General features: G+C 73.2%; 21 protein-coding genes. 8 read left to right on the top strand and 13 right to left on the bottom strand.

The window, feature by feature from the left end; all coding sequences use genetic code 11:
* Positions 1-114: 114 nt before the first annotated feature.
* Positions 115-2,202 carry a hypothetical protein gene (locus tag EPA64_RS03605; RefSeq protein WP_134724888.1) on the top strand — a complete coding sequence of 696 codons (2,088 nt, stop codon included), beginning with the start codon at positions 115-117 and terminating at the stop codon, positions 2,200-2,202.
* Positions 2,203-2,207: 5 nt separating this feature from the next.
* Here the strand turns inward: EPA64_RS03605 and EPA64_RS03600 are convergent, their stop codons facing one another.
* From EPA64_RS03600 to EPA64_RS03585, 4 genes are all read right to left on the bottom strand, one after another.
* Positions 2,208-3,215 carry an agmatinase gene (locus tag EPA64_RS03600; RefSeq protein WP_134724887.1) on the bottom strand — a complete coding sequence of 336 codons (1,008 nt, stop codon included), beginning with the start codon at positions 3,213-3,215 and terminating at the stop codon, positions 2,208-2,210.
* Between the two features lie 466 nt (positions 3,216-3,681).
* Entirely contained in the window at positions 3,682-5,535 is a 1,854-nt protein-coding gene (locus EPA64_RS03595) for a S8/S53 family peptidase (protein ID WP_134724886.1), read from the bottom strand.
* Positions 5,532-5,765, bottom strand: coding sequence for a hypothetical protein (locus tag EPA64_RS03590; RefSeq protein WP_134724885.1), 234 nt, complete (start codon positions 5,763-5,765; stop codon positions 5,532-5,534). Before EPA64_RS03590 ends, EPA64_RS03595 begins: the two co-directional genes overlap by 4 nt.
* Complete coding sequence (locus EPA64_RS03585) at positions 5,756-6,826, bottom strand: phosphatase PAP2 family protein (RefSeq protein ID WP_134724884.1); 1,071 nt, start codon at positions 6,824-6,826, stop codon at positions 5,756-5,758. The genes EPA64_RS03590 and EPA64_RS03585 overlap by 10 nt, the downstream gene beginning before the upstream one ends.
* Before the next feature lie 90 nt (positions 6,827-6,916).
* Here EPA64_RS03585 and EPA64_RS03580 point away from each other — a divergent pair, with 90 nt between their 5' ends.
* From EPA64_RS03580 to EPA64_RS03550, 7 genes are all read left to right on the top strand, one after another.
* Complete coding sequence (locus tag EPA64_RS03580; protein ID WP_134724883.1) at positions 6,917-8,503, top strand: AfsR/SARP family transcriptional regulator; 1,587 nt, start codon at positions 6,917-6,919, stop codon at positions 8,501-8,503.
* A 106-nt stretch (positions 8,504-8,609) separates the two neighbouring features.
* On the top strand, positions 8,610-8,942 hold the full coding sequence (locus EPA64_RS03575; RefSeq protein ID WP_134724882.1) for a hypothetical protein: 333 nt from the start codon (positions 8,610-8,612) through the stop codon (positions 8,940-8,942).
* A complete protein-coding gene (locus EPA64_RS03570; protein WP_134724881.1) occupies positions 8,942-9,841 on the top strand; it encodes an MvdC/MvdD family ATP grasp protein in 900 nt (299 codons plus the stop codon). The genes EPA64_RS03575 and EPA64_RS03570 overlap by 1 nt, the downstream gene beginning before the upstream one ends.
* A 236-nt stretch (positions 9,842-10,077) precedes the next feature.
* Positions 10,078-13,131 (top strand): M10 family metallopeptidase, encoded by a 3,054-nt coding sequence (locus EPA64_RS03565; protein WP_134724880.1) that lies wholly within the window; start codon positions 10,078-10,080, stop codon positions 13,129-13,131.
* A 94-nt stretch (positions 13,132-13,225) separates the two neighbouring features.
* A complete protein-coding gene (locus tag EPA64_RS03560; protein WP_134724879.1) occupies positions 13,226-13,693 on the top strand; it encodes a hypothetical protein in 468 nt (155 codons plus the stop codon).
* 437 nt (positions 13,694-14,130) lie between these two features.
* Complete coding sequence (locus tag EPA64_RS03555) at positions 14,131-15,057, top strand: AEC family transporter (RefSeq protein WP_134724878.1); 927 nt, start codon at positions 14,131-14,133, stop codon at positions 15,055-15,057.
* 3 nt (positions 15,058-15,060) lie between these two features.
* Positions 15,061-15,858: a crotonase/enoyl-CoA hydratase family protein gene (locus tag EPA64_RS03550; protein WP_134724877.1), complete on the top strand. Its 798-nt coding sequence runs from the start codon at positions 15,061-15,063 to the stop codon at positions 15,856-15,858.
* Positions 15,859-16,013: 155 nt separating this feature from the next.
* Here EPA64_RS03550 and EPA64_RS03545 read toward each other — a convergent pair whose 3' ends face one another.
* The 9 genes from EPA64_RS03545 to EPA64_RS03505 all read right to left on the bottom strand — a co-directional run bounded on the left by EPA64_RS03545 (position 16,014) and on the right by EPA64_RS03505 (position 23,048).
* Positions 16,014-16,397, bottom strand: coding sequence for a hypothetical protein (locus EPA64_RS03545; RefSeq protein WP_134724876.1), 384 nt, complete (start codon positions 16,395-16,397; stop codon positions 16,014-16,016).
* Between the two features lie 208 nt (positions 16,398-16,605).
* Positions 16,606-17,697 carry a flagellar type III secretion system protein FlhB gene (gene flhB / locus EPA64_RS03540; RefSeq protein WP_134724875.1) on the bottom strand — a complete coding sequence of 364 codons (1,092 nt, stop codon included), beginning with the start codon at positions 17,695-17,697 and terminating at the stop codon, positions 16,606-16,608.
* Positions 17,694-18,449: a flagellar biosynthetic protein FliR gene (locus EPA64_RS03535; RefSeq protein WP_246026591.1), complete on the bottom strand. Its 756-nt coding sequence runs from the start codon at positions 18,447-18,449 to the stop codon at positions 17,694-17,696. The genes flhB and EPA64_RS03535 overlap by 4 nt, the downstream gene beginning before the upstream one ends.
* On the bottom strand, positions 18,446-20,527 hold the full coding sequence (locus tag EPA64_RS03530; RefSeq protein ID WP_134724874.1) for a flagellar biosynthesis protein FlhA: 2,082 nt from the start codon (positions 20,525-20,527) through the stop codon (positions 18,446-18,448). The genes EPA64_RS03535 and EPA64_RS03530 overlap by 4 nt, the downstream gene beginning before the upstream one ends.
* Positions 20,524-20,799, bottom strand: coding sequence for a hypothetical protein (locus tag EPA64_RS03525; protein WP_134724873.1), 276 nt, complete (start codon positions 20,797-20,799; stop codon positions 20,524-20,526). Before EPA64_RS03525 ends, EPA64_RS03530 begins: the two co-directional genes overlap by 4 nt.
* Entirely contained in the window at positions 20,796-21,662 is an 867-nt protein-coding gene (motA, locus tag EPA64_RS03520) for a flagellar motor stator protein MotA (RefSeq protein ID WP_134724872.1), read from the bottom strand. Before motA ends, EPA64_RS03525 begins: the two co-directional genes overlap by 4 nt.
* Positions 21,663-21,665: 3 nt before the next feature.
* Positions 21,666-22,208, bottom strand: a complete 543-nt coding sequence (locus EPA64_RS03515; RefSeq protein ID WP_134724871.1) for a MotE family protein — start codon at positions 22,206-22,208, stop codon at positions 21,666-21,668.
* A complete protein-coding gene (locus tag EPA64_RS03510; RefSeq protein WP_134724870.1) occupies positions 22,201-22,566 on the bottom strand; it encodes a hypothetical protein in 366 nt (121 codons plus the stop codon). The genes EPA64_RS03515 and EPA64_RS03510 overlap by 8 nt, the downstream gene beginning before the upstream one ends.
* Complete coding sequence (locus EPA64_RS03505; RefSeq protein WP_134724869.1) at positions 22,563-23,048, bottom strand: flagellar basal body-associated FliL family protein; 486 nt, start codon at positions 23,046-23,048, stop codon at positions 22,563-22,565. Before EPA64_RS03505 ends, EPA64_RS03510 begins: the two co-directional genes overlap by 4 nt.
* Between the last annotated feature and the right edge of the window lie 96 nt (positions 23,049-23,144).

Raw genomic sequence — 23,144 nt, 5'->3', positions numbered from 1 at the left:
GGAAAAGGGGGGCGGGGGAAAGGGGGCGGCGGAAAGCGGGGCCGCCCCTTGACCGCGCGGGGCGCTTTGGAAACACAAGGTCAGCCGCGGGTGGGCGCAGCAAGGGAAAGGGCGATGTCCGACACGACCGATCCGCGTGGGCGCGACGACGCCGCCACCCTGTCCGCCGCGCTGGCGGCGGCCGAGGACCGCGCCCGCCTGGCCGAGGCCGAGGCCGCCCGCGCCCGCGCCGACCTGCACCGCGCCCAGGCCTCGGCCGCCGCCGCCGCCGCCGCCGCCGCCGCCGCCGCCGCCGCCGCCGCCGCCGCCGCCGCCGCCGCCGCCGCCGCCGCCCGCGCCGCCGATCTGCTGCAGGCCGCGCAGGACCAGACGCGCGCCACCCGCGCGGCGCTGACCGGCACGCTGTCGTGGAAACTGGCCGCGCCGCTGCGGGCGGGCGAACGGGCGGCGGGGGTGCCCCTGCGGCTGCTGCGCGCCGCCCGCCGGGCCGCCGGGCAAAAGGGGCTGGCGGCCACCGCGCGGCAGGCCCTGCGCGTCCTGCGGGCCGAGGGCGCGGCCGGCCTGCGCCGCCGCATCGGGCCGCTGGCGGGCGTCGCGCCCGCCGCCGCGATGACCGGCGGCGGCGACCCGATGTCCTGCCTGATCGTGACCACCCCCCACACCGCCAGCGTCGCCACCCTGATGGCCCGCATCCTGGCCGAGGAGGGCTATCGCGCCACCGTCCAGACCGACCTGTCCGGCGCGGACCGGCACGGGCATCTGTTCGTCCTGTGCCCGCAGATGTTCGCCGGCCTGCCCGACGGCTTTGTCGCCTTCCAGATGGAGCAATGCGTCAGTTCGCGCTGGTTCACCCCCGATTATGTCGCGCTGCTGGGCCGGGCGCGGGCGGTGCTGGATTACGCGCCCGCCAATATCGCGGCGCTGCGCGACATGGGCCTGCCTGCGTCGTCGCTGTATCTGGTGCCCATCGACACCGACCGGGCGCAGGGGGCGCCTTTCCCCGGCGGGGAAAAACGGTCCGGCATCGTCTTTGTCGGCGACGCGTCGGCCCCGCGGCGGCAGGCGATGCTGGCCGCGCTGCGGGCCGAGTTCCCGGAGCTGCGGATCATCACGGACCTGTTCGGCCCGGCGCTGCAAGCCGAACTGCGGCGGGCGGCGGCGGTGGTCAACATCCACTTTTACGACGGCGCGCTGCTGGAAACCGTGCGGCTGGCCGAGGTGCTGAGCCTGGGCACCCCCGTCGTCAGCGAGGCCGGCAGCGATCAGGGCGACCATCAGGGGCTGGCGGGCGTGGTCGATTTCGTGACACCCGGCGACGTCGCGGGGCTGATCGCCGCGCTGCGGCCGCTGGTGACGGACCCGTCGGCCCTTGCCGACCGGCTGGTCGCCATCCGCGCATATGCCGACCGCCCCCACAACCGGTTCGAGCAGTATTTCCGCCGCTTTCTGCTGGGCGAGGGGATGATCGACCTGCCCGCGTTCCAAGCCGGCGCGCCCCATTACCCCGCGCCCGACTGGCCCGCGCCCGAAGACCCCTCCCCCGCGCTGCCCGCCGCCCCCCGCCTGTGCCTGTCCCTGCCCGAGACGCCCGACCGCCGCGCCGCGTTCCTGTCGCAGGGACGCCACGATTTCACCGTCTGGCCGGGGCTGAAGGCACGGCCGGGCTGGGTCGGCGCGGGCTATAGCTATCGCCAGATGTTCGCCCGGCTGGCGGACGCGGGCATCCCCCGCGCCATCGTGGCCGAGGATGACGTGATCTTTCCGCCCGGCTTTGACGCGCGGCTGGGCAGGGTGCTGCGCTATCTTGACCGCCACGACTGCGACCTGTTCGCGGGGTTCGTGGCCAACGTCCACCCCGGCCTGACCGTCACCCATGCCGAACAGGTGGGGGACGACCTGTTCGTCCATGTCGACCGCAGCGTCAGCATGGTGTTCAACATCTATGGCCCGGAGATGATGCGCTGGCTGGCCGACTGGGATCCGGCCGACCGCGACATCCACCGCAACACCATCGACCGCTATCTGGAACGGCGGCAGGGCACGCGGGCCATCGTCGCGCTGCCGTTCCTGGTCGGGCACCGCAGCGATGCGCCGTCCACGATCTGGGATTTCCCGACCCATTACGACGACCAGTCGGCCGAGGCGGAACGCATCCTGCGCGACAAGGCGGCGCGCTTCCTGCGCGGGCAGGCCCGGGGCTGAACCGGTCAGCCCGGCGGCGGGCGGCTTGTCGGGGCCGGGCGGGCTGCCAAGGCGGTGGCCCGCCCGGTCGCCAGCACGCACAGCATCTCGAACAGGATCGACGCGCCCAGGAAGGCGGTGCCGCCGGACGGGTCGAAGGGGGGCGAGACCTCGACCAGGTCACAGCCGACGAGGTTCAGTCCGTCCAGCGCCCGCACCACCTCCAGCGCCTGCCAGCTGTTCGGGCCGCCGACCTCGGGGGTGCCGGTGCCGGGGGCGAACGCCGGATCGACGAAGTCGATGTCATAGCTGAGATAGGTCGGCCCGGTGCCCGCGATCTCGCGCGCCTCAGCCATGACGTCGTCCAGGCCGCGGGCGTGGAACTCCTCGATCGGGATGACGCGGATGCCGGCGGCGCGGGCGAAATCGCGGTCTTCGCGGTCAAAGGTGGTGCCGCGGATGCCGATCTGGACGACGCGGGCGGGGTCCAGCAACCCCTCCTCGACCGCGCGGCGAAAGGGGGTGCCGTGGGTGTAAAGCGTGCCGCCGAAATAGCTGTGGAACAGGTCGGTGTGGCTGTCGAAATGCACCATCCCCAGCGGGCCGGGCGACGCCAGCGCCCGCAGGATCGGCAGCGAGCACAGGTGGTCGCCGCCCGCCGTGACCGGCGTGATCCCGGCCCCCGCGACGCGTGAATAGAACGCCGTGACGCGGGCCATCGTGTCCATCAGGTCGGCTGGGTTCGGGGCCACGTCGCCCAGGTCGGCGCAGGCCATCGCCTCGAACGGGCGCACGCCGGTCGCGCCGTTTTCGGCGCGGATCATGGTCGAGGCGTCGCGCAGCTGCCGGGGGCCGTGGCGCGGGCCGGGCCGGTTGGTGGTGCCGCCGTCCCACGGCAGGCCGATCAGGCCCACGCGGACCTGGCGGATGCGCGGATCGTCCAGCCCGACATGAGGCAGCCGCATGAAGGTCGGGATGCCGGCATAGCGCGGCAGGTCGAACCCGGAGACCGGGTGAAAGAACGGATCGGTCATCGCGCGCCCCCTTGGCCCGCAAGACTGCGGCAGGGCAGGCGGTTTGTCACGCGCCGCCGTGGCGGGGGCCTGCGGCGCGCTGCGGCGACGGGCAGGACGACGGTGCTGCGGCGGGAGGGGCGACCGGGCTGCGGTGGGCGGGACGGCGGTGCTGTGGCGGGAGGGGCGACCGGGCTGGGGCCTGCGCGGCCGGATCAGCGGTGGCGATAGCTGCGTTCGCGGGCGCTGACCGACAGGGTGATCGCGATCGCGCTGACGATCATCCACAGTTCGACCACGATCTTGCGCACGACATCATCCTTTTGGTCTGCACCGCCTGCAACTGCAGCGTGTGTCCGCTGTCTACGCCGCAACGCGGCAGAGTGCAACTTGACCTTTGGGTCAGGTGCGCCGCCCGTGCCGGTGATGTAACCGCGCCACAGGCTGGGCGCACCGCGACCACAGGCGCGCCAGGCCCGCCCCCGGATCAGCCATCCAGCCCGCTGCGCCACGGCAGCGCGTCGGGCGGGCCCAGATCCGGCACCGCCGCATCCGCCTGCCCCGCACCCTTGCGCACCGCCGCCTGGATCGCCGCCCGGTCCGGCAGCGGCCGCCCCGCCGCCAGCGCCCGCGCCAGCCAGCGCGTCAGCTGCGGGGCCGACAGGCTGGTCCCGCTCAGCCGCGCGCGCGCCGCCCCGCGGACGCCCGGCACCACCATGCCGCGCAGGCTTTCGCTGCGGTCGGCGGGGGCGGTCACGTCGCCCGCGCGGCCGTCGTCCAGCAGCCCGGCATAGGGGGCGACCCCGACCCCGTCCGCCCGCGGCGCGGCCAGCGAGGCGCCCACGCGGATCTGCCGCAGCCCGCCGGCATAGCTGTTCGAGGTGCCGTTGCGGCGGATCGGCGACACCGGCGGGTCGGGATCGGGGCCGGGCCAGCGGCCGCTGGCGTCGCGCCGGGGGCAGGCGGGATCGACCAGCCGCGACTGCCGCCCCAGGATGCGAAAGCCGGTCACGGCGTCGTCGCGCTGGACCGCGACCTCGACCGGGTGCGGGCTGCCGGGCAGGGGGGTCAGCGACCACTGCCCGGCCGGCGCCCAGGGCGTGGCGGGCGCTGGCGGCAGCGTCGGGGGCACGATGATCGTCAGGCAGGGCCGCACGAACCCGGCGCCCACGGCGCGGTATTGCAGCACGGTGCGGGCCACCACATGGCCGTCCGGGTCGGTCAGATGCCCCATCCCCCGGTCAGCGCCGGTTTCGCCCGCGCGCCCGTCGGGCAGGGCGATCCGGGCGCGCATGGGGGTGCCCGGCGCGGGTTCGGCCGGTCCCCACAGCTCGACCGCCGAGGGGGTGGCGTCCTGCGGCGGCAGCTGCCAGCCGATGGACTGCCCCGTCGCCAGCACGGCGCGGGTGCGCGACTGGCGGTTGTTGCCGGTGGGCAGGACGAAATGGACCGAGCCCAGATCCTCGCCGGGGGCGTCCGCGATGGCGTCCTGCAGCTGCGCGATCAGCGAGCTGCCGTCGCGCGCCCCGGCGGTCAGGCCCATCGACAGGTTCACGACAAGCGGCGGGCGCACCCCGGGCCGGGCCGCGCGCAGGCTGCGCGCCAGCCCGCGGGCGCGGCCAACGACATAGACGACGGCCGCCTGCAGGAACAGCGGCGAAAAGCTGCCCGAGGTGTCGGCCACGCTGAAATCGGGCAGCGCGACGGCGATCACCGGATGCGCGCGCCCGGCGGGGTCGGCGGGGTCGAACCCGGCCGCCAGCGCCGCGACGGCGGCCCCGTGGCTGGATGCGCCCGACAGGTCCGCGCCCGCGCCCCGGCCCGGGTTCATCAGCCCGCAGGCGCGATAGATCGCATCGTCGTCGCGCAACGGCCCGCCCGCGACCGGGCCATCCGCGCCCCGCCCGTCCGCGCCCCGCCCTTCCCCGGCCCGCCCATTCGCGGCCCGTCCGTCCGCGCCCCGCCCTTCCGCCTCCGATCCTTCCGCGCTCTGTCCGTCCCCGCCCAGCCCGCGCATGGCGTCGATCATCGTGCCGCGCAGTTCCTGTCCAAAGGCGATGTCGGGGCGGCGGTCGCGCGCCGGGGCGTCCTGCAGCCAGATCGCGGCGACGCGGCTGTGGCCGCTGGCCGTCGTCAGCAGCCGGTGCGCGAAGGGGATGGCGTGGTCGATCACCGCGACGATGGCGCAGGCGGCCGGATCGTCCGGCATCGCCTGCGGGGACAGGTATCCCGCATGGGTGGCGGGCGGCGCGTCGGCGGGCACCAGCGAATCGGGCGGGGCAAGGGCGGGCAGGCGCTCCACCGCCTCGTCGAACAGCGCAAAGCTTTGCTGGGCGATCATGGGCCGAACGCCGCGTCGATCAGCGCGCGCAGCGCGGCGCGGCGCTGGGCGGCCGGGTCGGCGTGGCGCACCTTGCGCCGGCGGCGCGACCACAGGCGCGGTTCCGCGCCGGCATCCGGCGGCGCGCCGGGCACGGCGGGCGGGTGCAGCAGATAGTCGGTCAGCGGCAGCCCCTCGTCCCCCAGGCGGGCGCTGTCGGCGGCGGGCGCGGGGGTCCAGCTCAGCTCCATCGCTGGCCCCAGTCGCGGGCGGCGGCGGCCCACAGCGCCGCGATCAGCGGCGCCGTTCCGGTCTCGACCGTGCCGGTCAGGCGCAGGCAGCGGTCCTGGCCCCACGCCTCGACCAGCCGCGGCAGGTGGAAATCGCGCGATCCGCCCGGCGCGCCGTCGCCCCAGGCGGTGCAGTCCAGCGCCAGCGCCGGGCAGTCGCCGCGCACCCCGGCCCGCGCGGCCAGCCAGCGCCCCAGCGTCACCCCCAGCACCGCGCCCCCGGCGCTGTCGACGGGGTAATGCACCCCCGCCACCGTCCGGTTGACGGCGATGCGCGCGGCCATGCGGTAAAGCTGGCTGTCCTCGCGCGGGGTGCCGCTGTCCGGCCCGTCGCCGGTCAGCAGGTCCAGCACGGTCGCCAGCGCAAAGGCCTGCGTCGCGTGGCCGCTGGGAAAGGTGTTGTGCGCGGGGCAGGCGATCATCGGCTGCACCTCGGGGCTGAAAAGATGCGGGCGCGGCAGGGCGAACCCCAGCTTGATCCGCTGGACCACGGCGGTGGCCAGGTCGGCCGCCACCTGGGTCAGGATGGCGATGGCGGGCGTCCAGGACGGACCCAGCGGCAGGATCGTCTGAAAGAACGGCATCAGCCCCACGCATTGCACGTCGATTTCCGCCAGCCGCTCGGCCCGCAGGTCGGCGTAGCCGGCGACCAGTTGCGCCTCGGCGGCAAGGTCGGCGTCGGTCGGCGCGTCGAGGACGAGCAGGTCGGCCGGCGACCCGCAGGCGGTCCGGGCCGACAGCGTCTGGCGGGCCGACGCGGCGTCGGCGACGGGGGTCAGGACCAGCGCCTCGCCGGCCTCGGACAGCAGGGCGGCGACGGCGAAGTCAGGCTCGATCCGGCGCAGGCGATCGGCCAGCGGCAGCGCGGGCGGCGCGGGCGCGGCGGTGGTCAGCGCCGCCCCGGTGACGATCCCGTCGCGGGCCTGGATCAGTGCCAGCGACAGGGCCGACGTGGACATCCCGCCCGCCGCGGCATGGGCGTTGTGCGCGTTGTGGGCATTATGCGCGTTCTCGAGCGACATCTCGTCCGTTCCCCCATGCGGTTGATTCCCGTGACGACTCGGCCGCCGGGATGCTAACATGAAACCGGTCGTTCAAAGCGGTTTGGCGCGATGCAACTGACGCTGAGGCTGATGGGGCCGGTCACGCTGTCCACCGGCGACGGCGCGGACGTGACCCCGCGCGGGCCGCGCATGCGCGCCGTGCTGGCCCTGCTGGGCACCGGCCCCGACATGCGCCTGCCCCGCGCCCGCATCCAGGACAGGTTGTGGAGCGTTCGGCCCCAGCGCCAGGGGTCCGACAGCCTGCGCCGGCTGCTGTCGGACCTGCGCACGGCGCTGGGCGCGCACGCAGGCGTGCTGGTGGCGGGCGACGGCTGGCTGGGGCTGGACCCGGCGCGGGTCGCCGTCGATCTGCGCCCCGTCGTCGGCCCCGACGGCGCGCCGGCCGAGTTCGCCGCCGGGCTGGACATCCCCGACCCCGAGTTCGAGGACTGGCTGCGCGACATGCGCCTGGCGATGGAGGATCGCCCCGCGCCGCCGCCGCCGCTGCTCCTGCCCGCCCCGTTGCCCCCGCAGCTGTCCCCCTCGCTGCCCGCCGCGATCGGGGACGCCCGCCCGGCGCTGGTCGTGGTCGAACCCCAGTGCAGCGACGACGAGGCCCGCGCCATCGCCGGGATCGTGCTGAACGACGCCGCCGCCCGCGCGGCCGAGCTGATCCCCGCGCGGCTGCTGGCGCCGCCCGCGCCGCCGGGCGCCAAGGGGCTGTCGGCGCAGGCGCTGTGCATGGCGTCGGGGCCGGAAATCACGCTGATGGTGGTGCTGCGCGACCTGGGCAGCGGCGCGCAGCTGTGGGCGCAGCGCTATCCCATCCGGCGCGACAACGCCGCCGCATCCACCCGCAGCGCGACGGCGGCCATCGCGCTGACGATGATCCAGACCGCCGCGCAGTCGCTGGACGCGGCGCAGCCGGTGTTCCCGCTGGCCGACCTGTTCAGCTTTGCCCGCGACCGCCTGCTGTCCGCCGACGACCGGCTGGCCGAAAGCCAGCCGCTGGGCAACAGCGCGCTGGGCCTCTCGATGCGGTCGTGGCTGCGCTATACGCTGATCATCGAACGCCAGACCGGCGATCCCGCCGCAAGGCTGGCCGAGGCGGAACAGTTCACCGCCCGCGCCCGCCAGATGGCCCCTGTCGATCCGACCGTGCTGGCGGTCGCGGCCATGCTGCGGTCGTGGCGCGGCGATGTCGCGGGGGCGCTGGACCTTGCGCGCATGGCCTGCCGGATCGCGCCGGAACACGATCTGGCCCGCCACGTGCTGTCGCAGGCGCTGACCGACGCGGGCCGCCACGCCGAGGCCCTGGCGATGGCGGTGAAATCGGCCAACGGCCCGATGGCGATGGTAGGGAAGGCCAGCTGGCTGCTGCGCCGCGCGGTCGCCCAGATCCGGCTGGGCCGCTTTGCCGAGGCCGAGCGGCTGGCCGCCGCGGCGCTGGCGCACGCGCCCGACAACCGCCCCTCGCTGCGGTTCCTGGCGGCGCTGCGCCATCACCGCGGGGACGAGGCGGGGGCCGCCGCCGCGCTGGCCGACCTGCGCCGGCTGGAGCCGGATTTCACGCTGCAGCTGATGGCGGACCCGGATTATCCGGTGTCCACCCTGCGCAGCGCGGGGCTGATCGGGATCACCCGGTCGGGGCTTTGACGGTCGGTGCGCGGCGCGCGCGCGGCGTCACGCCCGCCTCACGCCGACCTCACGGCGGGCCGCCCAGTCTGGTGGCAGAGCGGTCGAGTGATTCGCCCGCCGGGACATGAGGAGATCGGTCATGTGGATCGTCCAGCCCGTCGCGCCGCGCAGCCCCCTGGCCGGAACCGGCGCGCCTGCACGGAACCCGCCGTCGGCCTTGGCGTTTCCCGCCCCTGCGCGCATCGTCGCGCCCGGCGCGGGCCGCGACGACGACGCGGCGGCGACGCTGGCCCAGTCGGCGATGATCGCGCGCTGGGCTGTCCTTCAGATGATGTCACGGGATCGGCTGCCGCAGGCAAACCTGGGGCCCGCTGCCGCCGATGGGGGGTCGGACCATGTCACCCGACCCCCCTTTTTTCCGTATGGGATCGACGCGGGCGGACCGGAGGGGGTGTGATGATCCTGATCCTGTCCGCGCCCGACGACCTGCACGCCCGCGCCGTCATCGACCGGCTGGACCGGCGCGGCGCGGCCGCCCGCATCCTGGACCCCTCGCAGTTCCCGCAGGCCGCGCGGCTGGCGCTGCGCTATGGCGGGAACCGCAGCCACCTTGGCTATGGCGACGACAGCGGCGCGGTGATCGATCTCGACCGGGTGCGCGCCGCCTGGTGGCGGCGGCCCGCGCCCTGCGGCGTTCCCGGCCGCGGCGCCGCGACTGTGGCGGCCGCCCGCTGCGACGATGCCGTGGCCGGGCTGTGGCTGGCGATGGACGCGCAGTGGATGAACCCGCCGCTGCAGGACGCCGCCGCCCGCCGCGATAGCTGGCAGCTGCGGCTGGCCGCCGACCTGGGGCTGGACCCGCCCCAGACGCTGATCACCAACTGCCCGCAGACGGCGCGCGCATTCGCCGAACAGATCGGCGACGTGGTGTGCAAGCGGCTGGCGGGGCAGGCCCGCGCCGGCGGCCGCCGCACCCGGCGGCTGCGGGCGGCGGCGTGGCGGCGGCTGGACGGCCTGAACCATGCGCCCGCGATCCTGCAGGAACGCATCGCGGGCCGCGACGTGCGGGTGACGGTCATCGGCACCCGCGCCTTTGCCGCCGAGGCGGCGGCGGGCGGCGGCCCGGACGCCCCGATGCAGTCCGCAGCCCTGCCCGAGCCGGTCGAGACGGCGATCCACGCGATGATGGCGCGGCTGGGCCTGATCCACGCGGCGCTGCGGTTCCGCCGGGCGACCGACGGGGCGCTGCGCTTTCTGGACATCGACCCCGCCGGGCCGTGGCTGCCGGTCGAGGAACAGACCGGCCAGCCCATCGCCCAGGCGGTGGCCGACCACCTGGCGGGCATGGCGCCATGACCGCGCCCCGCCCTTCCACCCGGCCGCCTGCCCGGCCCGGCTTTTCCGCCCGGCCCCGCCCGCCTGCCCGGCCCTGCCGGTCCACCTGCGGGGCCGCCGGGCGGCGCTGAACCCTGCGCGCGCCCTTCGGCGGCGGCACGCCGGGACACCGATGCGGGCCTTGCGCCCGCAGCCCGCCTGCGCCGCGGCGCGGACGATCACCCCGAACCTGAACCCTGCTTGAAACGAGGATCATCATGTCACGCTCTCGCGTCCAATCGCTTCTCGCGTCCCAGGCGAAAAGCGTTCTGCCCGATGCCCACGGCCCGGCGGCCGGGGCGTCCGGCCCCGCCCTGCCGGATCTGATCGACAGCCCCGGCCTGATCCGCGACCCGCTGACGCTGGGGCGCGGGCTGTTCGACGACCTGGCCGCACCCGACAGCGCCATGCGTTCGGACGGGGCGACGGCCGGCTATGACGCGCCGGTCGAGAACGGGTCCGGCGACACCACCGTGGCCGTCGCCGCCAGCGGCATTCAGGGCATCGACGGCCTGCTGGCCGGCACCCGCTGGGCCGACGGATTCATCACCTATTCCTTCCCGAACTCGACCGCCGACTATCAGGCCGGCTATCCCGAGGCGTTGTCGAACTTCGGGATGGTCAACGCCGACCAGCAGCGCGCCGCGCATTTCGCGCTGAACCAGGCGACCTATACCCAGCCCGCGGCGGCCAGCGGCTTCGCGGTCGAGGCCTTCACCAACCTCGGCATCGACTGGAACGCCACCGACAGCGCCGGGACGATCCGCCTGGCCAACACCTCGAACCCCGGCACGGCCTATGCCTATTACCCCAACAACGGGGTCACCGGCGGCGACGCGTTCTTCGGCGGGTCGGGGCGGACGCCGGTGATGGGCAACTATCACTGGCACACCGTCCTGCACGAGCTGGGCCACTCGCTGGGCCTGAAGCACGGGCAGGAGGCCGGCGGCTTTGGCGCCATGCCCGCCTATCTGGACGCGATGGAATACACGGTGATGACCTATCGCAGCTATGTGGGCGGGCCGACCACGGGATACACCAACGAACAGTTCGGCTATGCCCAGACCTACATGATGTATGACATCGCCGCGCTGCAATACATGTATGGCGCGGACTTCACGTCGAACGCGGGCGCCACGGTCTATAAGTGGGATCCCGGATCGGGCAACACGCTGATCAACGGCTCGGCCGCCATCACGCCCGGCGCGAACCGCATCTTCATGACGATCTGGGACGGGGGCGGCATCGATACCTATGACCTGTCGTCCTATACGACGGGCGTCACGGTGAACCTTGCGCCGGGGTCGTCGTCGCTGCTGTCGTCCACGCAGCAGGCGTTCCTGGGCGGCGGCAACTATGCCCGCGGCAACGTCTATAACGCGCTGCTTTTCAACGGCGACACCCGGTCCCTGATCGAGAACGCGACCGGCGGCAGCGGCGGCGACACGCTGTATGGCAACGCCGCCAACAACGTCCTGACCGGCAACGCCGGCAACGACTATATGTGGACCAGCACCGGCGACGACTCGCTGTATGGCGGCGACGGCAACGACACGCTCTATGGCGCCGAGGGCAACGACTATAACCTGGGCGGGTCCGGCGACGACTATATCTGGGCCTATACCGGCAACGACTGGCTGTATGGTCAGGGGGGCGTCGACTCGCTGTATGGCGGCGAGGGCAACGATTACCTGAACGGCAGCGACGGGACCGAGGTCGATGCCGTGCTGGACGGCGGCGCGGGGTCCGACACCCTCAGCGTCAGCAGCCTGACGGTGGGCCATGTGTTCGACTTTGAACTGGGCGAGACCCGCACCGGGGCCGGGACCGTCATCGGGTCGCTGGCGGGCATCGAGGTCTTCTATGCCGGGTCGGGCGACGACGTCGTCATCTCGGACGGCAATTCCAACAGCTATTACGGGATGGCCGGCAACGACACGATGATCGCCGAGCTTGGCGGCGAGACGCTGGACGGCGGCAGCGGGGTGGACCTGCTGGACACCACGCGGTGGAGCGGCGCCTATGTCCTGAACCTGACGACCGGCAGCTCGAACTATGGCGGCGAGCTGTATCTCAACTTTGAAAACGCGGTCCTGGGCGCGGGCAGCGACAGCCTGTTCGGGACGGCCGGCACGAACGTGCTGGACGGCGGCGCGGGCAACGACACGCTGGACGGCGGCGACGGCACCGACACGCTGATCGGCGGGTTCGGCAACGACGTCATCTATGGCGGGCTGGACCGTGACCAGATGCTGATGGAGGATGGCGACGACATCTTCTATGACGACGCCGAAATCGGCCCGTCGGGCAACGACACCGTGTCCGGCGGCGACGGCAACGACACCATCGTGGGCGCGGGCGGCGCCGACGGGCTGTTCGGCGACGCGGGCGACGACAGCATCGGCGGCGGCGTCGGCAACGACACGCTGGGCGCGGGCACCGGCACCGACACGCTGATCGGCGGCGACGGCGACGACTTTTACCTGATCAACGGCGGCGACACCGTGATCGAGCTGCCGGGCGGCGGCACTGACACCGTCCTCAGCACCGCCAGCTATACGCTGGCCGCCAACGTCGAGCGGCTGGTGCTGGGGGGCCTCGGCAACACCGCGGGCATCGGGAACGGGCTGGCCAACCGCATCCAGGGCAACGCGGGCCAGAACTGGCTGTCCGGCAACGGCGGCGCCGACACGATGATCGGCGGCGGCGGCAACGACACCTTTGTCACCGACGGCCTCGACCTGATCGTCGAAGGGATCGGCGGCGGCGTGGACACGGTGCGCACCACCACGACGCTGTGGCTGGGCGCGAACCTTGAAAACCTGATGCTGATGGGCGGGCTGAACATCGCGGGCATCGGGAACGGGCTGGCCAACACGATCACCGGCAACATCGGGCAGAACACGCTGAACGGCGGGCTGGGGAACGACACTGTGTTCGGCGCGGCCGGCAACGACACGCTGGCCGGCCAGGACGGGTTCGACCGGCTGGACGGGGGCCTGGGCAACGACGTGCTGCTGGGCGGGCTGGGGTCGGATACGCTGGTCTTCCGCAGCGGGGCCGACCGGATCGTCGACTTCTCGAACAACGTCGACACCGTCGCGCTTGACGATGCGCTGTGGGGCGGCGGGCCGCGGACCGTTGCGCAGATCCTGGCGATGGCCGCCGAGGTGGCGGGCGACGTGCTGTTCAACTTCGGCGGCGGCAACACCCTGCTGCTTGAGAATGTGGGCAACAAGTTCGTCCTGGCCGACGATCTGATGATCGTCTGACGGCGGACGCCAACGACGTCGGGCGCGGCATGCCGGCCGCGCCCGGCTTTCGCGGCGGCACCCGCCGCTGCCCGACACATCGAAAGGCCTGACGATGCGCACCCCATCCCTGATCGCCACGCTGCTGGCCGCCGGATGCCTGGCCGCCGGCAGCGCGCCGGACGCCGGACCGGCGCAACCCGATCCGAAACCCCCGCCCCGGCAGGCGCCGGAAACGGCGTCGCGGCCCGACCGGTCGGACCCGCTGCCGCCGCCCGCCCCCGACGGCGCGCCCGAGCGGGCGGAGGCGGACGCGGCCCTGGCCCAAGGGTCGAACGCCGCGCTGATCCTGTTTCTGGCGCGCCATCCCGATGACGCGAACGCCCGTCGCATCCGCGCCGCGCTGGCCGACCGCCGCACGCCGGACGACCCGGCCCGCGCCCGCGCGGCGGCGGGCGCCGAGGCGGGCATCGTCGCCGAGTTCGACGCCGCCCGCCTGACCGGCACCCCGGCGGCTTGGCAGGGGTTTGCCAGCCGCCATCCGAACCACCCCCTGACCGCCGAGGCCGCGCGCTGGCGTTGAACCCGCGCGGGGCAAGTGCGGGTGGGGCTTCGCGGCAGCGCCGCCCGGGACGGCAGTGCCGGAACGGCAGCATGGGACCGCAGCGCGGAGCGACCCGCAGCTGGAGCGCCGCGTGAGGGGCGGCAGCACTGCGGCGGCAGCGCGGGGCGCCCCGAAGCGGCAGCACCGCGCCGGGACCGTCGCGCGGACCGCCCCAAAGGGGAAGCGCGCGCTGGAGCCGCGGCGCGGTGCCCCGGCGGCAGCGCCCCGGAACGCAGAGCGCGCGTTGCGGCCGCAGCGCGGGGCCGCGCCGGAGCAGCAGCACTCGGGCGGCCACCCTGCGCTGCCACACTGACCGCCCCGCACCCCCAGCGGCTGCAAGACCCCCACGGCCTCGCTTGCGCCCGCCCCGCCGCGATGATTGTGTGCCGCGACCGAGGCGGCGGGAAAGGGGCGCCATGCTGGCGATCTTCCTCAAGACCCTGCCGTTCTTTGCGCTGATCGGCACCGGCTGGCTGGCCGGCCGCCTGCGGCTGTTCCCGGCCGAGGCGACCGCCTGGCTGACCCGCTTTGTGTTCTATTTCGCGCTGTCGGCGATGCTGTTCCGCTTTGCCGCCACGCTGGACCTGGGCACGCTGTTCGATCCGCGCTTCGTGCTGGCCTATCTGGCGGGATCGCTGGCGGTGTGGGCGCTGGTCTTCGCGCTGGCGCGGCGGGGCGGGGCTGGCACGGCGGATGCCGCCATGCAGGCGCACACGGCGATGACCGGCAACACCGGCTTTCTGGGCGTCCCGATGCTGGTCGTGCTGCTGGGGTCGGCCGCCATCGGGCCGGTGCTGATGGTGCTGACCATCGACATGGTGGTGTTTTCGACCCTCATCACGCTGATCATCACCGCCGCGCGCCACGACCGCATCGGTGCGCGCATGCTGCTGCCGCTGGCGCGCGGCATCGTCGCCAACCCGATGATCGTGTCGATGCTGGCGGGCCTGGGCTGGTCGGCGGCCCGGCTGCCGTTGCCCGTGCCCGCGGCCGAGTTCCTGGCCCTGCTGGGCGGGGCGGCGACGCCGGGGGCGCTGTTCGCCATCGGCGCGTCGCTCGCCCACAGCCCGGCGCGGCGGATCGGCCCCGCCGTGGGGCTGTCGGCGGCCAAGCTGGTCCTGCACCCGGCCGCCGTCGGCGCGGCCGCCTGGGCCGCCCGCGTCGATCCGGCCGCCGCCGGCATCATGGTCGCGGCCGCCGCGTTGCCGGTCGCGGGCAACGTCTATATCCTGGCGCATCATTTCCGCGTCGCCGAGGAACGGGTGTCGGCCGCGATCCTCTTGTCCACGGCGGCGGGCATCGCAACCATCCCCGTCGCAATCCACCTGATCACGAAAGGCTGACCCATGCGCGGCATATCCGAACTGGCGCTTGAAAACCTGCTGCTGGCGATGGACGAGGACGGCATCGCCACGGTCACCCTGAACCGCGAGGCCAAGCGCAACGCGCTGGACGCCGCCACCGTCGACGAGCTGATCGAGGTGTTCGCCGCGCTGCCCCGCGCGGGCGCGCGCGCCTGCGTCCTGCGCGCCAAAGGCACGCATTTCTGCGCCGGGCTGGATCTGGTCGAACACTGGCACGCCGACCGCAGCGCGGCCGATTTCATGCAGATCTGCCTGCGCTGGCACGAGGCGTTCAACAAGATGGAATACGGCGGCGTGCCGGTCATCGCGGCGCTGAAAGGCGCGGTGGTCGGCGGCGGGCTGGAACTGGCGTCGGCCGCCCACATCCGGGTCGCCGACGACAGCACCTATTTCGGCCTGCCCGAGGGCCAGCGCGGCCTGTTCACCGGCGGCGGCGCCACGATCCGGGTCGCGGGCCTGATCGGCAAGGCGCGGATGATCGACATGATGCTGACGGGCCGGCTGTATCGCGGCCAGCAGGCGGTGGACGTGGGGCTGGCGCAGTATCTGGTCGAGGACAGCGAGGCCAGGGCCTATGAGCTTGCGCGCGCCGCGGCCCAGAACCCGCCGCTGTCGAACTTTGCCATCTGCTCGGCCGTGTCGCACATGCAGAACATGAGCGCGCTTGACGCGGCCTATGCCGAGGCCGCGGTCGCAGGCGTCGTGAACACGCAGCAGGCCGCCCGCGCGCGGCTGGAGGCCTTCGCCAAGGGAACCGCCGCCCGCGTCCGCCCGGACTGAACGCCGGGCCAGGGCGCTGAGGCCGCGCACGACGCGCCCGGGCCAGCGTTGCCGCAGCGCGGCGATGGGGCCGGTGGACAGCAGCCGAGGGCGCAGGGCTGCAAGCCGGGCGCAGAGGCCGATTCCGATTTCCTGAGAAACACCCGGCGGGCGCGTCACCATGTCCTCCTTTCCGCGTCGCGCCGTTCCTGCGCGCCCAGCGTCGCGCGCAGTTCGCGCAGCGCCTCGGCCCGGCCAAACGCGCGCGCCGCCGTCTGCCGCGCCGCGTCAAAGCCGGGGCGCATGCGGTCAAGGTCCACCTGCGCGCGGGTCAGCGCCTCGGCGCGATAACCGACCAGCGCATGGGCCACGCGCCAGTCCGCCAGCGCCGCGCCCGGATCGCTGCTGGCGGCGGCGGCGAGATCCCGGCGGCTCGCCTCGATCCGGGTTTCGGCCGCGACGACCTGCGTGCGAAAGGCCGAGAACCGGCGCAGTTCGATGTCCGCCTTGAGCCGCGCCACCGCCTCAAGCTTGCGCAGCGCGGCGATGGTCCTGCTCATGTTCCGCCCCCTGCGCCTTGCGTGTCCACGCCGAAGCGGGATGGCCGGTCGGATGGTTCCCATTCGGCGCGGGCGGGATGGAGCCACGCGTGGCTGCCGACAGGATCAGGACCGTCCCATGCCGCTCTGCTCGCCCGGCCCGCGCCGGCCGGGCCGGAGCCGTCCGGCCGACGCCCAATCGTCCCCCTGCGGCTGCCGCGATCCGGTCTCATCGGCCGGTCCCCCCCTCGTGGGCGCCGCCCCAGCCCTGCCGGGCCTTGGCGCGCATCGCCTCGGCAAAGCGGATGGCGGCGGCGACGGGGCCGAACTGGTCGCGCGGGATCTCGTCGCCGATCCGGGCCTTGGCGTGCAGCGCGCGGGCGCAGGGCGGGTCGGACCAGATCGCCACCTTGTGGCTGCGGGCGCGGTCCCGGATGCGGGCGGCGACCTCGTCGACGCCCTTGGCCAGGCACACCGGCGCGCGGCCGCTGCCGCGCTTCCATTCCAGCGCCACCGCGTAATGCGTCGGGTTCACGATGACCACGTCGGCCTTTTCGACATCTGCCAGCATCGAGCTCATCGCCAGGTCGACCGCGCGCTGCCGCCGCGCGGCGCGCAGATGCGGGTCGCCCTCGCTTTCCTTGTACTCGTCCTCGACCTCCTTGCGGGTCATGCGGTTGCGGCGGCGGAAATCCAGCCATTTCCAGAACACGTCGACGGCGGCAAAGACGGCTGCCACCGCCAGCGCCAGGAACAGCGCCTGCCGCAGCAGCACCGGCACGGCGGCGATCCAGGCGCGCGGATCGCCGTCCGTGGATTGCATGATGCGCCCCCACAGCCGCCCGAACAGCAGCCAGCCGCCGACCGACACGGCCGTTACCTTGGCCACCGACATGAGGAACGTCAGCAGCGCCTTGCCCCCGAACTTTTGCCCGAAATTCGTGATCGGGTTGATCCGCTTGAGGTCGGGGGCAAGCTTCGACGGGGTAAAGACCAGCCCGCGCTGCATGACCAGCCCGACCAGCACCAGCACGGCCGGGACCGCCGCCAGCGCCAGCACCGCCCGCGCCGCCAGGCCCGACAGCGCCAGCGCCGCGGCGCCCGCATCGGCGGGCCAGGGTTCCGCGCCCAGCAGGCGCGCGCCCATCGCGGCCCAGCCGGGCAGCAGCAGCGGCACGCCCAGCATCAGCCCCAGCGTGACGCCCAGCCAGGACAGCGCCGTGTTCACCTCGGCCGAGCGCGGGATGTCGCCCTTTTCGCGCGCCCTGCGCAGCTTTTGTTCCGATGCCTCATGCTGGCGGTCGTCCCTGTCCTCGCTCATCCGCCGTCACCCAGGGTAAAGCCCAGCACATGATCGGCCCACAGGCCCAGCACCGCCGGCGTCATGATCGCCAGCGCGGCCAGCGCGACAAGGATCGCCGCAGGCGCCACCACGAAGACGATGGGCAGCGCCGGCATCACCCGCGCGACGATCCCCGACAGCACCTGGAACAGCAACCCGCCCAGGATGAAGGGCGAGGCCAGCACCATCGCCAGCGCAAAACTGTCGGCCAGCAGCGGCACGATCATCCGCATCACCTCGTCGGCCTGCGGCCAGGCGCCGGGGGGGCGCAACCGGAAGCTGTCGGCCAGCAGGCGGCAGACCACGACCGGCAGGCCCAGCGCGAACAGCGTCGCAAGCCCGGCCAGATGCAGCAGGTTGCCGATGGGATGGGGCGGCATGTCCTCGGAGATGCCCATGATCTGCGACAGCGAGGCGCTTTGCGCCAGCGTCGTGGCCGCGATGTCCAGCGCGAAGGCCAGCAGGCGCACGAACAGTCCCAGCAGCGCGCCGGTCGCCAGCTCGGCCCCCAGCGCGATGGCGGGCAGGCCGCCGGGCATCGGGGCGGACTGGGCGAACAGCGGCGTCAGCGCCATCGCCACCGCCACCTTGACCCGCGCCGTCAGGATGCGCTCGCCGAACCCCGGCAGCGTCAGCAGGCAGGCCTGGATGCGGGCATAGACCAGCGCCAGCGCCATCAGCCGGTCCTGCGGCACCGCCGCCATCAGGCCGGACAGCGCGTCCGGGATCACGGCTCGACCGTGGCGATCAGGCGGACCTGCGCGGCCGGGTCCACCTCGTCCATGCCCAGCACCGGCCAGCCGAGCCCTGTCGAGGCGACCATCGCGCGCACGATCCGGCGGCGGTGGTCCGGCACGACCAGCGCGGGCTGGCTTTCCGGCGACAGCGTCGCGGCCGCCTGGCGCAGCTGGTCGGCCATGCGCCGGGCCAGCGGCGGGGTCAGGGCCGATCCGCCGCGTGGCGCCTCGGTCTCGGCGCGCTGGAACTCGGCCTCCCATCCCGGTTGCAGCTGCACCACGTCCAGCCGCGCGTCGGGGCCGGCCAGCTGCTCGGTGATCTGGCCGCGCAGGCGGCGGCGGACCACGTCGCAGGCAAGATCCGGGTCGGGCGAGCGGCTTTCATAGATCGCCTCGATGATCAGCGGCAGGTTGCGCAGCGAGACGCGATCCTCCAGCAGCTGGCGCAGCACCGCCAGCAGCAGGTCGGGCGAGACCTTGTCGGGGATCATGCTGTCGAACACGCGCTGATACGCCTGCGCGCGGGTCTCGTCCGACAGGCCGCGCAGTTCCTGCATCAGCCGCTGCATGGCGTTCAGCGTGAACAGCGCCGGCAGCTGGGCCTTGACGGTCTCCATCAGATGCGTGGACAGCACCTCCATCGGGGTCACCACGGTCGCGCCCGCCATCGCGGCCTCGTCCTGGCGGGCGGGGTCGATCCAGCGCGCGGCGCTGTCATAGACCGGCTCGCGCGTGGGCTCGCCCCCCAGGGGCTGCAGGATCGCGTCCGCGCCCAGCGCCAGCACCTGATGGGACTGCAGCGATCCGCGCGCCCGCACCACCCCGTGCACGCGGATGGCATAGTCGCCGCCGGCAAAGCCGACGCCGTCGGTGATGCGCACGTCCGGCAGGATCACCCCATAGCTGCGGGCGATGTGGATGCGCAAATTGTTGATGCGGCTGCCCAGCCCCTTGGCGGCGTCCAGCGCGGCGACGATCAGGTCGGGCCCGATCTCGACGCAGATCTCGTCGGTGTCCAGCACGTCGCCGATGCGCGGGCGCCGTTCGGGGCCCTCGGCGGGGGCGGCTGGCACCGGTGCGTCCGGGGCGGGGCGCGTCGCGTTGCGCCAGGCGAACCAGCCGGTGACCCCGGCGATCGCCAGAAAGATCAACGTCGGCATGCCGGGCACGACCGCCATCACGACCATGCCGCCCGACACCAGCGCCGGCGCGTGCCAGCCGTCGGTGAACTGGCGCGAGATCAGGTCGGCGGTCGGTTCCGTCGCGCCCCCCCGCGACAGCAGCAGCGCCGCCGCCATCGAGGTGATCAGCGACGGCACCTGCGTGACCAGCCCGTCGCCGATGGTCAGCTGTGAATAGGTGGCCAGCGCCTCGGCCACCGGCAGGCCGTGCGACACGATGCCGACGCCCAGCCCGACGAAAAAGTTGATGGCGGTGATCACCAGCCCGGCGATGGCGTCGCCCTTGACGAACTTCGACGCCCCGTCCAGCGAGCCGTAGAAGCTGATCTCGCGCTGGTCGTTCAGGCGGCGGCGTTTCGCCTCGTCGTGGTCGATGGCGCCCGAGTTCAGGTCGCCGTCGATGGCCAGCTGCTTGCCGGGCAGCGAATCCAGCGCGAATCGCGCCGACACCTCGGCCATCCGCCCGGACCCCTTGGTGATGACCATGAAGTTCACGATCGAGATCACTGCAAAGATGGTCAGCCCGACCATCAGCGACCCGCCCGCGACAAAGGTCGCAAAGCCGTTGATGACCTCGCCCGCGGCATGGGGGCCGGTGTGGCCCTCGGTCAGGATCAGTCGCGTGGACGACACGTTCATCGACAGCCGAATCAGCAGCGACACCAGCAGCATGACCGGAAAGGCTTGGAAATCCGTGGGCTTGTCCACGATGCAGGCCATGACCAGGATCAGCGTGGCCGTCGCGATGGACAGCGAGATGCCGACGTCCAGCAGCCCCGCGGGGATCGGGACCACCATCGACATGACCACGGCGACCAGCGCGGCGGTGATCGCCAGCGGCCTGACCTGCGCCGCGCCGGTGGCGGCCCTGGCGGGCTGGACGCCGGTCATTCGCCGGCCCCCGCCCCGGTCAGGGTCGCGGCCGGGGTCGCGGGCGCCGTCAGCCAGCCGATCGGCTGCACCCCGTGCTGCAGCATCCCGCTGCGGCGCAGGTGGATCACGACCAGCAGCCGCTGGTCCGGCGGCAGGCGCTCCAGCTGCAGCAGATACCCCGGCGGTAGGCTTTCGCCGGCCAGCATCCGGCCGTTGGCGTCGTCGATGACCGCGGCGGCCTGGGGCGCGACGGCCTGCAAGACGGCAAGGGTGATGGCCGCGATCATCATGCCGCCTTTTTCATTTCGCGCAGCGCGTTCTCGACCTCGACAAAGCTCGGGCGCACGTGGTCGGGGGCGGCCTGGCGGCCGACCTCGACGCACAAATTGGTCGCGTGCTGGTGCAGCCCCGCGATCAGCACCGCCTTGATGACGTCGTGGAACGCCATATCCTGCCGTTCCACGGCCGACAGCCGCTGCGCCAGCGGCGCCACCAGCCCATAGGCCAGAAACACCCCCAGGAACGTGCCGACCAGCGCGCCCCCGATCATGCCGCCCAGCACAGCCGGCGGCTGGTCGATGGACCCCATCGTCTTGATGACGCCCAGCACCGCCGCGACGATGCCCAGCGCGGGCAGGGCGTCGGCCATGTTCTGCAGCGCATGGGGGACGTGCATCGCCTCGTCCTTCATCAGGGCCATGCGGCGGGTCAGCATGTCCTCGACCTGATAGGGATCGTCATAGTTCAGGCTGGCCGACCGCAGCGTGTCGGCGATCAGCGTCACCGCGCCCTCGTCGGCCAGGATGCGCGGATAGGCCCCGAAGATGGCCGAGCTGTGCGGGTTCTCGATATGCTCCTCAAGCTCGACCGGGTTCGACCGCGCCAGCCTGAGCAGCTGGAACAGCAGGCACAAAAGCTGCGTGTTGTCCGCCTCGTGCCAGCGCGCGCCCTTGAAAGCGCGGATCAGCCCCGGCAGGGTGTGTTTCAGCGTCGCGCCGTCGTTCGACAGCAGATACGACCCGACGGCCGCGCCGCCGATCATCATCATCTCGAACGGCAGCGAATGGGTGATGACCGCCATCTTGCCGCCGGCCAGGATATAGCCGCCGAAGACCATCGCGAAGGTCAGCGCAATTCCGACAAGACCGAACATCGCCTACTCCGTCGCAAGGCGCCGGGCGCCCATGTGGGTGGTCAGGATCGCCGCCTGTCCGGGATCGACGGCGGCGATGATGCGGGCGCCGGTCTCGGGCTGGACGCGCATCAGGATCTCGGCGGCGAAGTCGGGGGGCAGCGCGGCCAGCACCGTCGCCGCCTCGGCCGGCTTCATCGCGTCATAGACGGAAATCAGCCGCTCGATCCCCAGATCCGCCCCGGCGCGGCGGGCGGCGGTGTCGCCCGCCATCGCCGCCCTGGCCTCGCGCAGCTGGAACAGCCGGGTCTTCAGCCGCGCCTCGGCCGCCGCGATCTCGGCCTTGCGGCGGTCCAGATCCGCCAGCGCGCGGTCCACGGCGATGCCGCGCAGCCGCAGGCTGTCGGCTAGGGCGACCGCCTCGGGGACGTCGCCGCAGCCATCCAGCAGCGCCGTGGGCGCGGCCTGCGCGGTCAGGCCCGCGTCCACGTCCAGCGCGCGGGCGGCCTGCAGCCCGACGGCGGCCGCCAGCGCGAGGCCGGTGGCGATCAGGACGGGCTTAGACATGCTCGGCCTCGATCCGCGCGCGGTGTTCGGTTGCGGCCTCGGTCTCGGCCGACCTGCGGCGGCGCAGCGGCCGGCGCGCGGACCCCTGCTGCTGGTGCAGCGTCCACAGCGCGCGTTCGGTCTTGGCGCGCTCGACCTGGGTCGCCAGCGCCTTGGTGGCCGCCGTCGCCTCGGCCTTGGCGGCGCCGATCGCGGCCTCCAGCCGGTTGATCTCGGCGGTCATGACGGCGATGGCGCCGCCAAGGCCCGTTTCCAGGTCGTTCAGCCGCCGCAGCCGCCCCGACAGCACGAAACAGAACGCGGCCAGCACCGCGCCGAACGCCGCAAGGGCGATGTCCACAGCCAGGTCCAGCGTCATTGTATCCTGAACTCCGTGATCAGCAGGTCGCGCAGCGCCGCGTCGCCCAGCACGAAGCGGGCGCGGGTCGCCAGTTCCAGACGGATGATTTCCAGTATGCCCCGACGCTCGAACGCGGCGGGGTCGATGTCGGACAGGAAGCTGTTGAACGCGTCCGTCACCCGCGGCATCAGCGCGCGGGCCTGCGATTCGGACGCGGGGTCGACCTCGATCAGGGCGGTCAGCGCCAGGCTTTTGGGACGCGGGCCGGGGATGGTCAGCACGATGCGCGGCACGTCCACGAAGACGACGCCCGGCCCGGCGGGGGCGGCGTGGTCCGCGGGCTTGTCGCCCCCCGCCAGCAGCGCCATCGGCGACCACAGTCCCAGATAGGTGGTGCCCATGCCGCCCGCCAGCGCGGCCGCGGCGATCAGCACGGGCAGCAGCCGCCCGAGCCGTGAACGGGGCGGCGCCGCGCCGGAAGGGTCCGTGATGTCGGTCATCTGATTCTCCGCCTTGCGAGGGAACGGATAGCAGCCCGGCACTAACCGATTGTTAACGCGACCCGTGCCATCACCGCCTCATCGTCAAGGAATGGC

Origin of the sequence: Paracoccus luteus, from assembly GCF_004522155.1 — a bacterium.
Classification (GTDB): domain Bacteria; phylum Pseudomonadota; class Alphaproteobacteria; order Rhodobacterales; family Rhodobacteraceae; genus Paracoccus; species Paracoccus luteus.
Note: the sequence above shows the minus strand (reverse complement) of the source record. Positions and strands in the feature narration are given on the sequence as shown.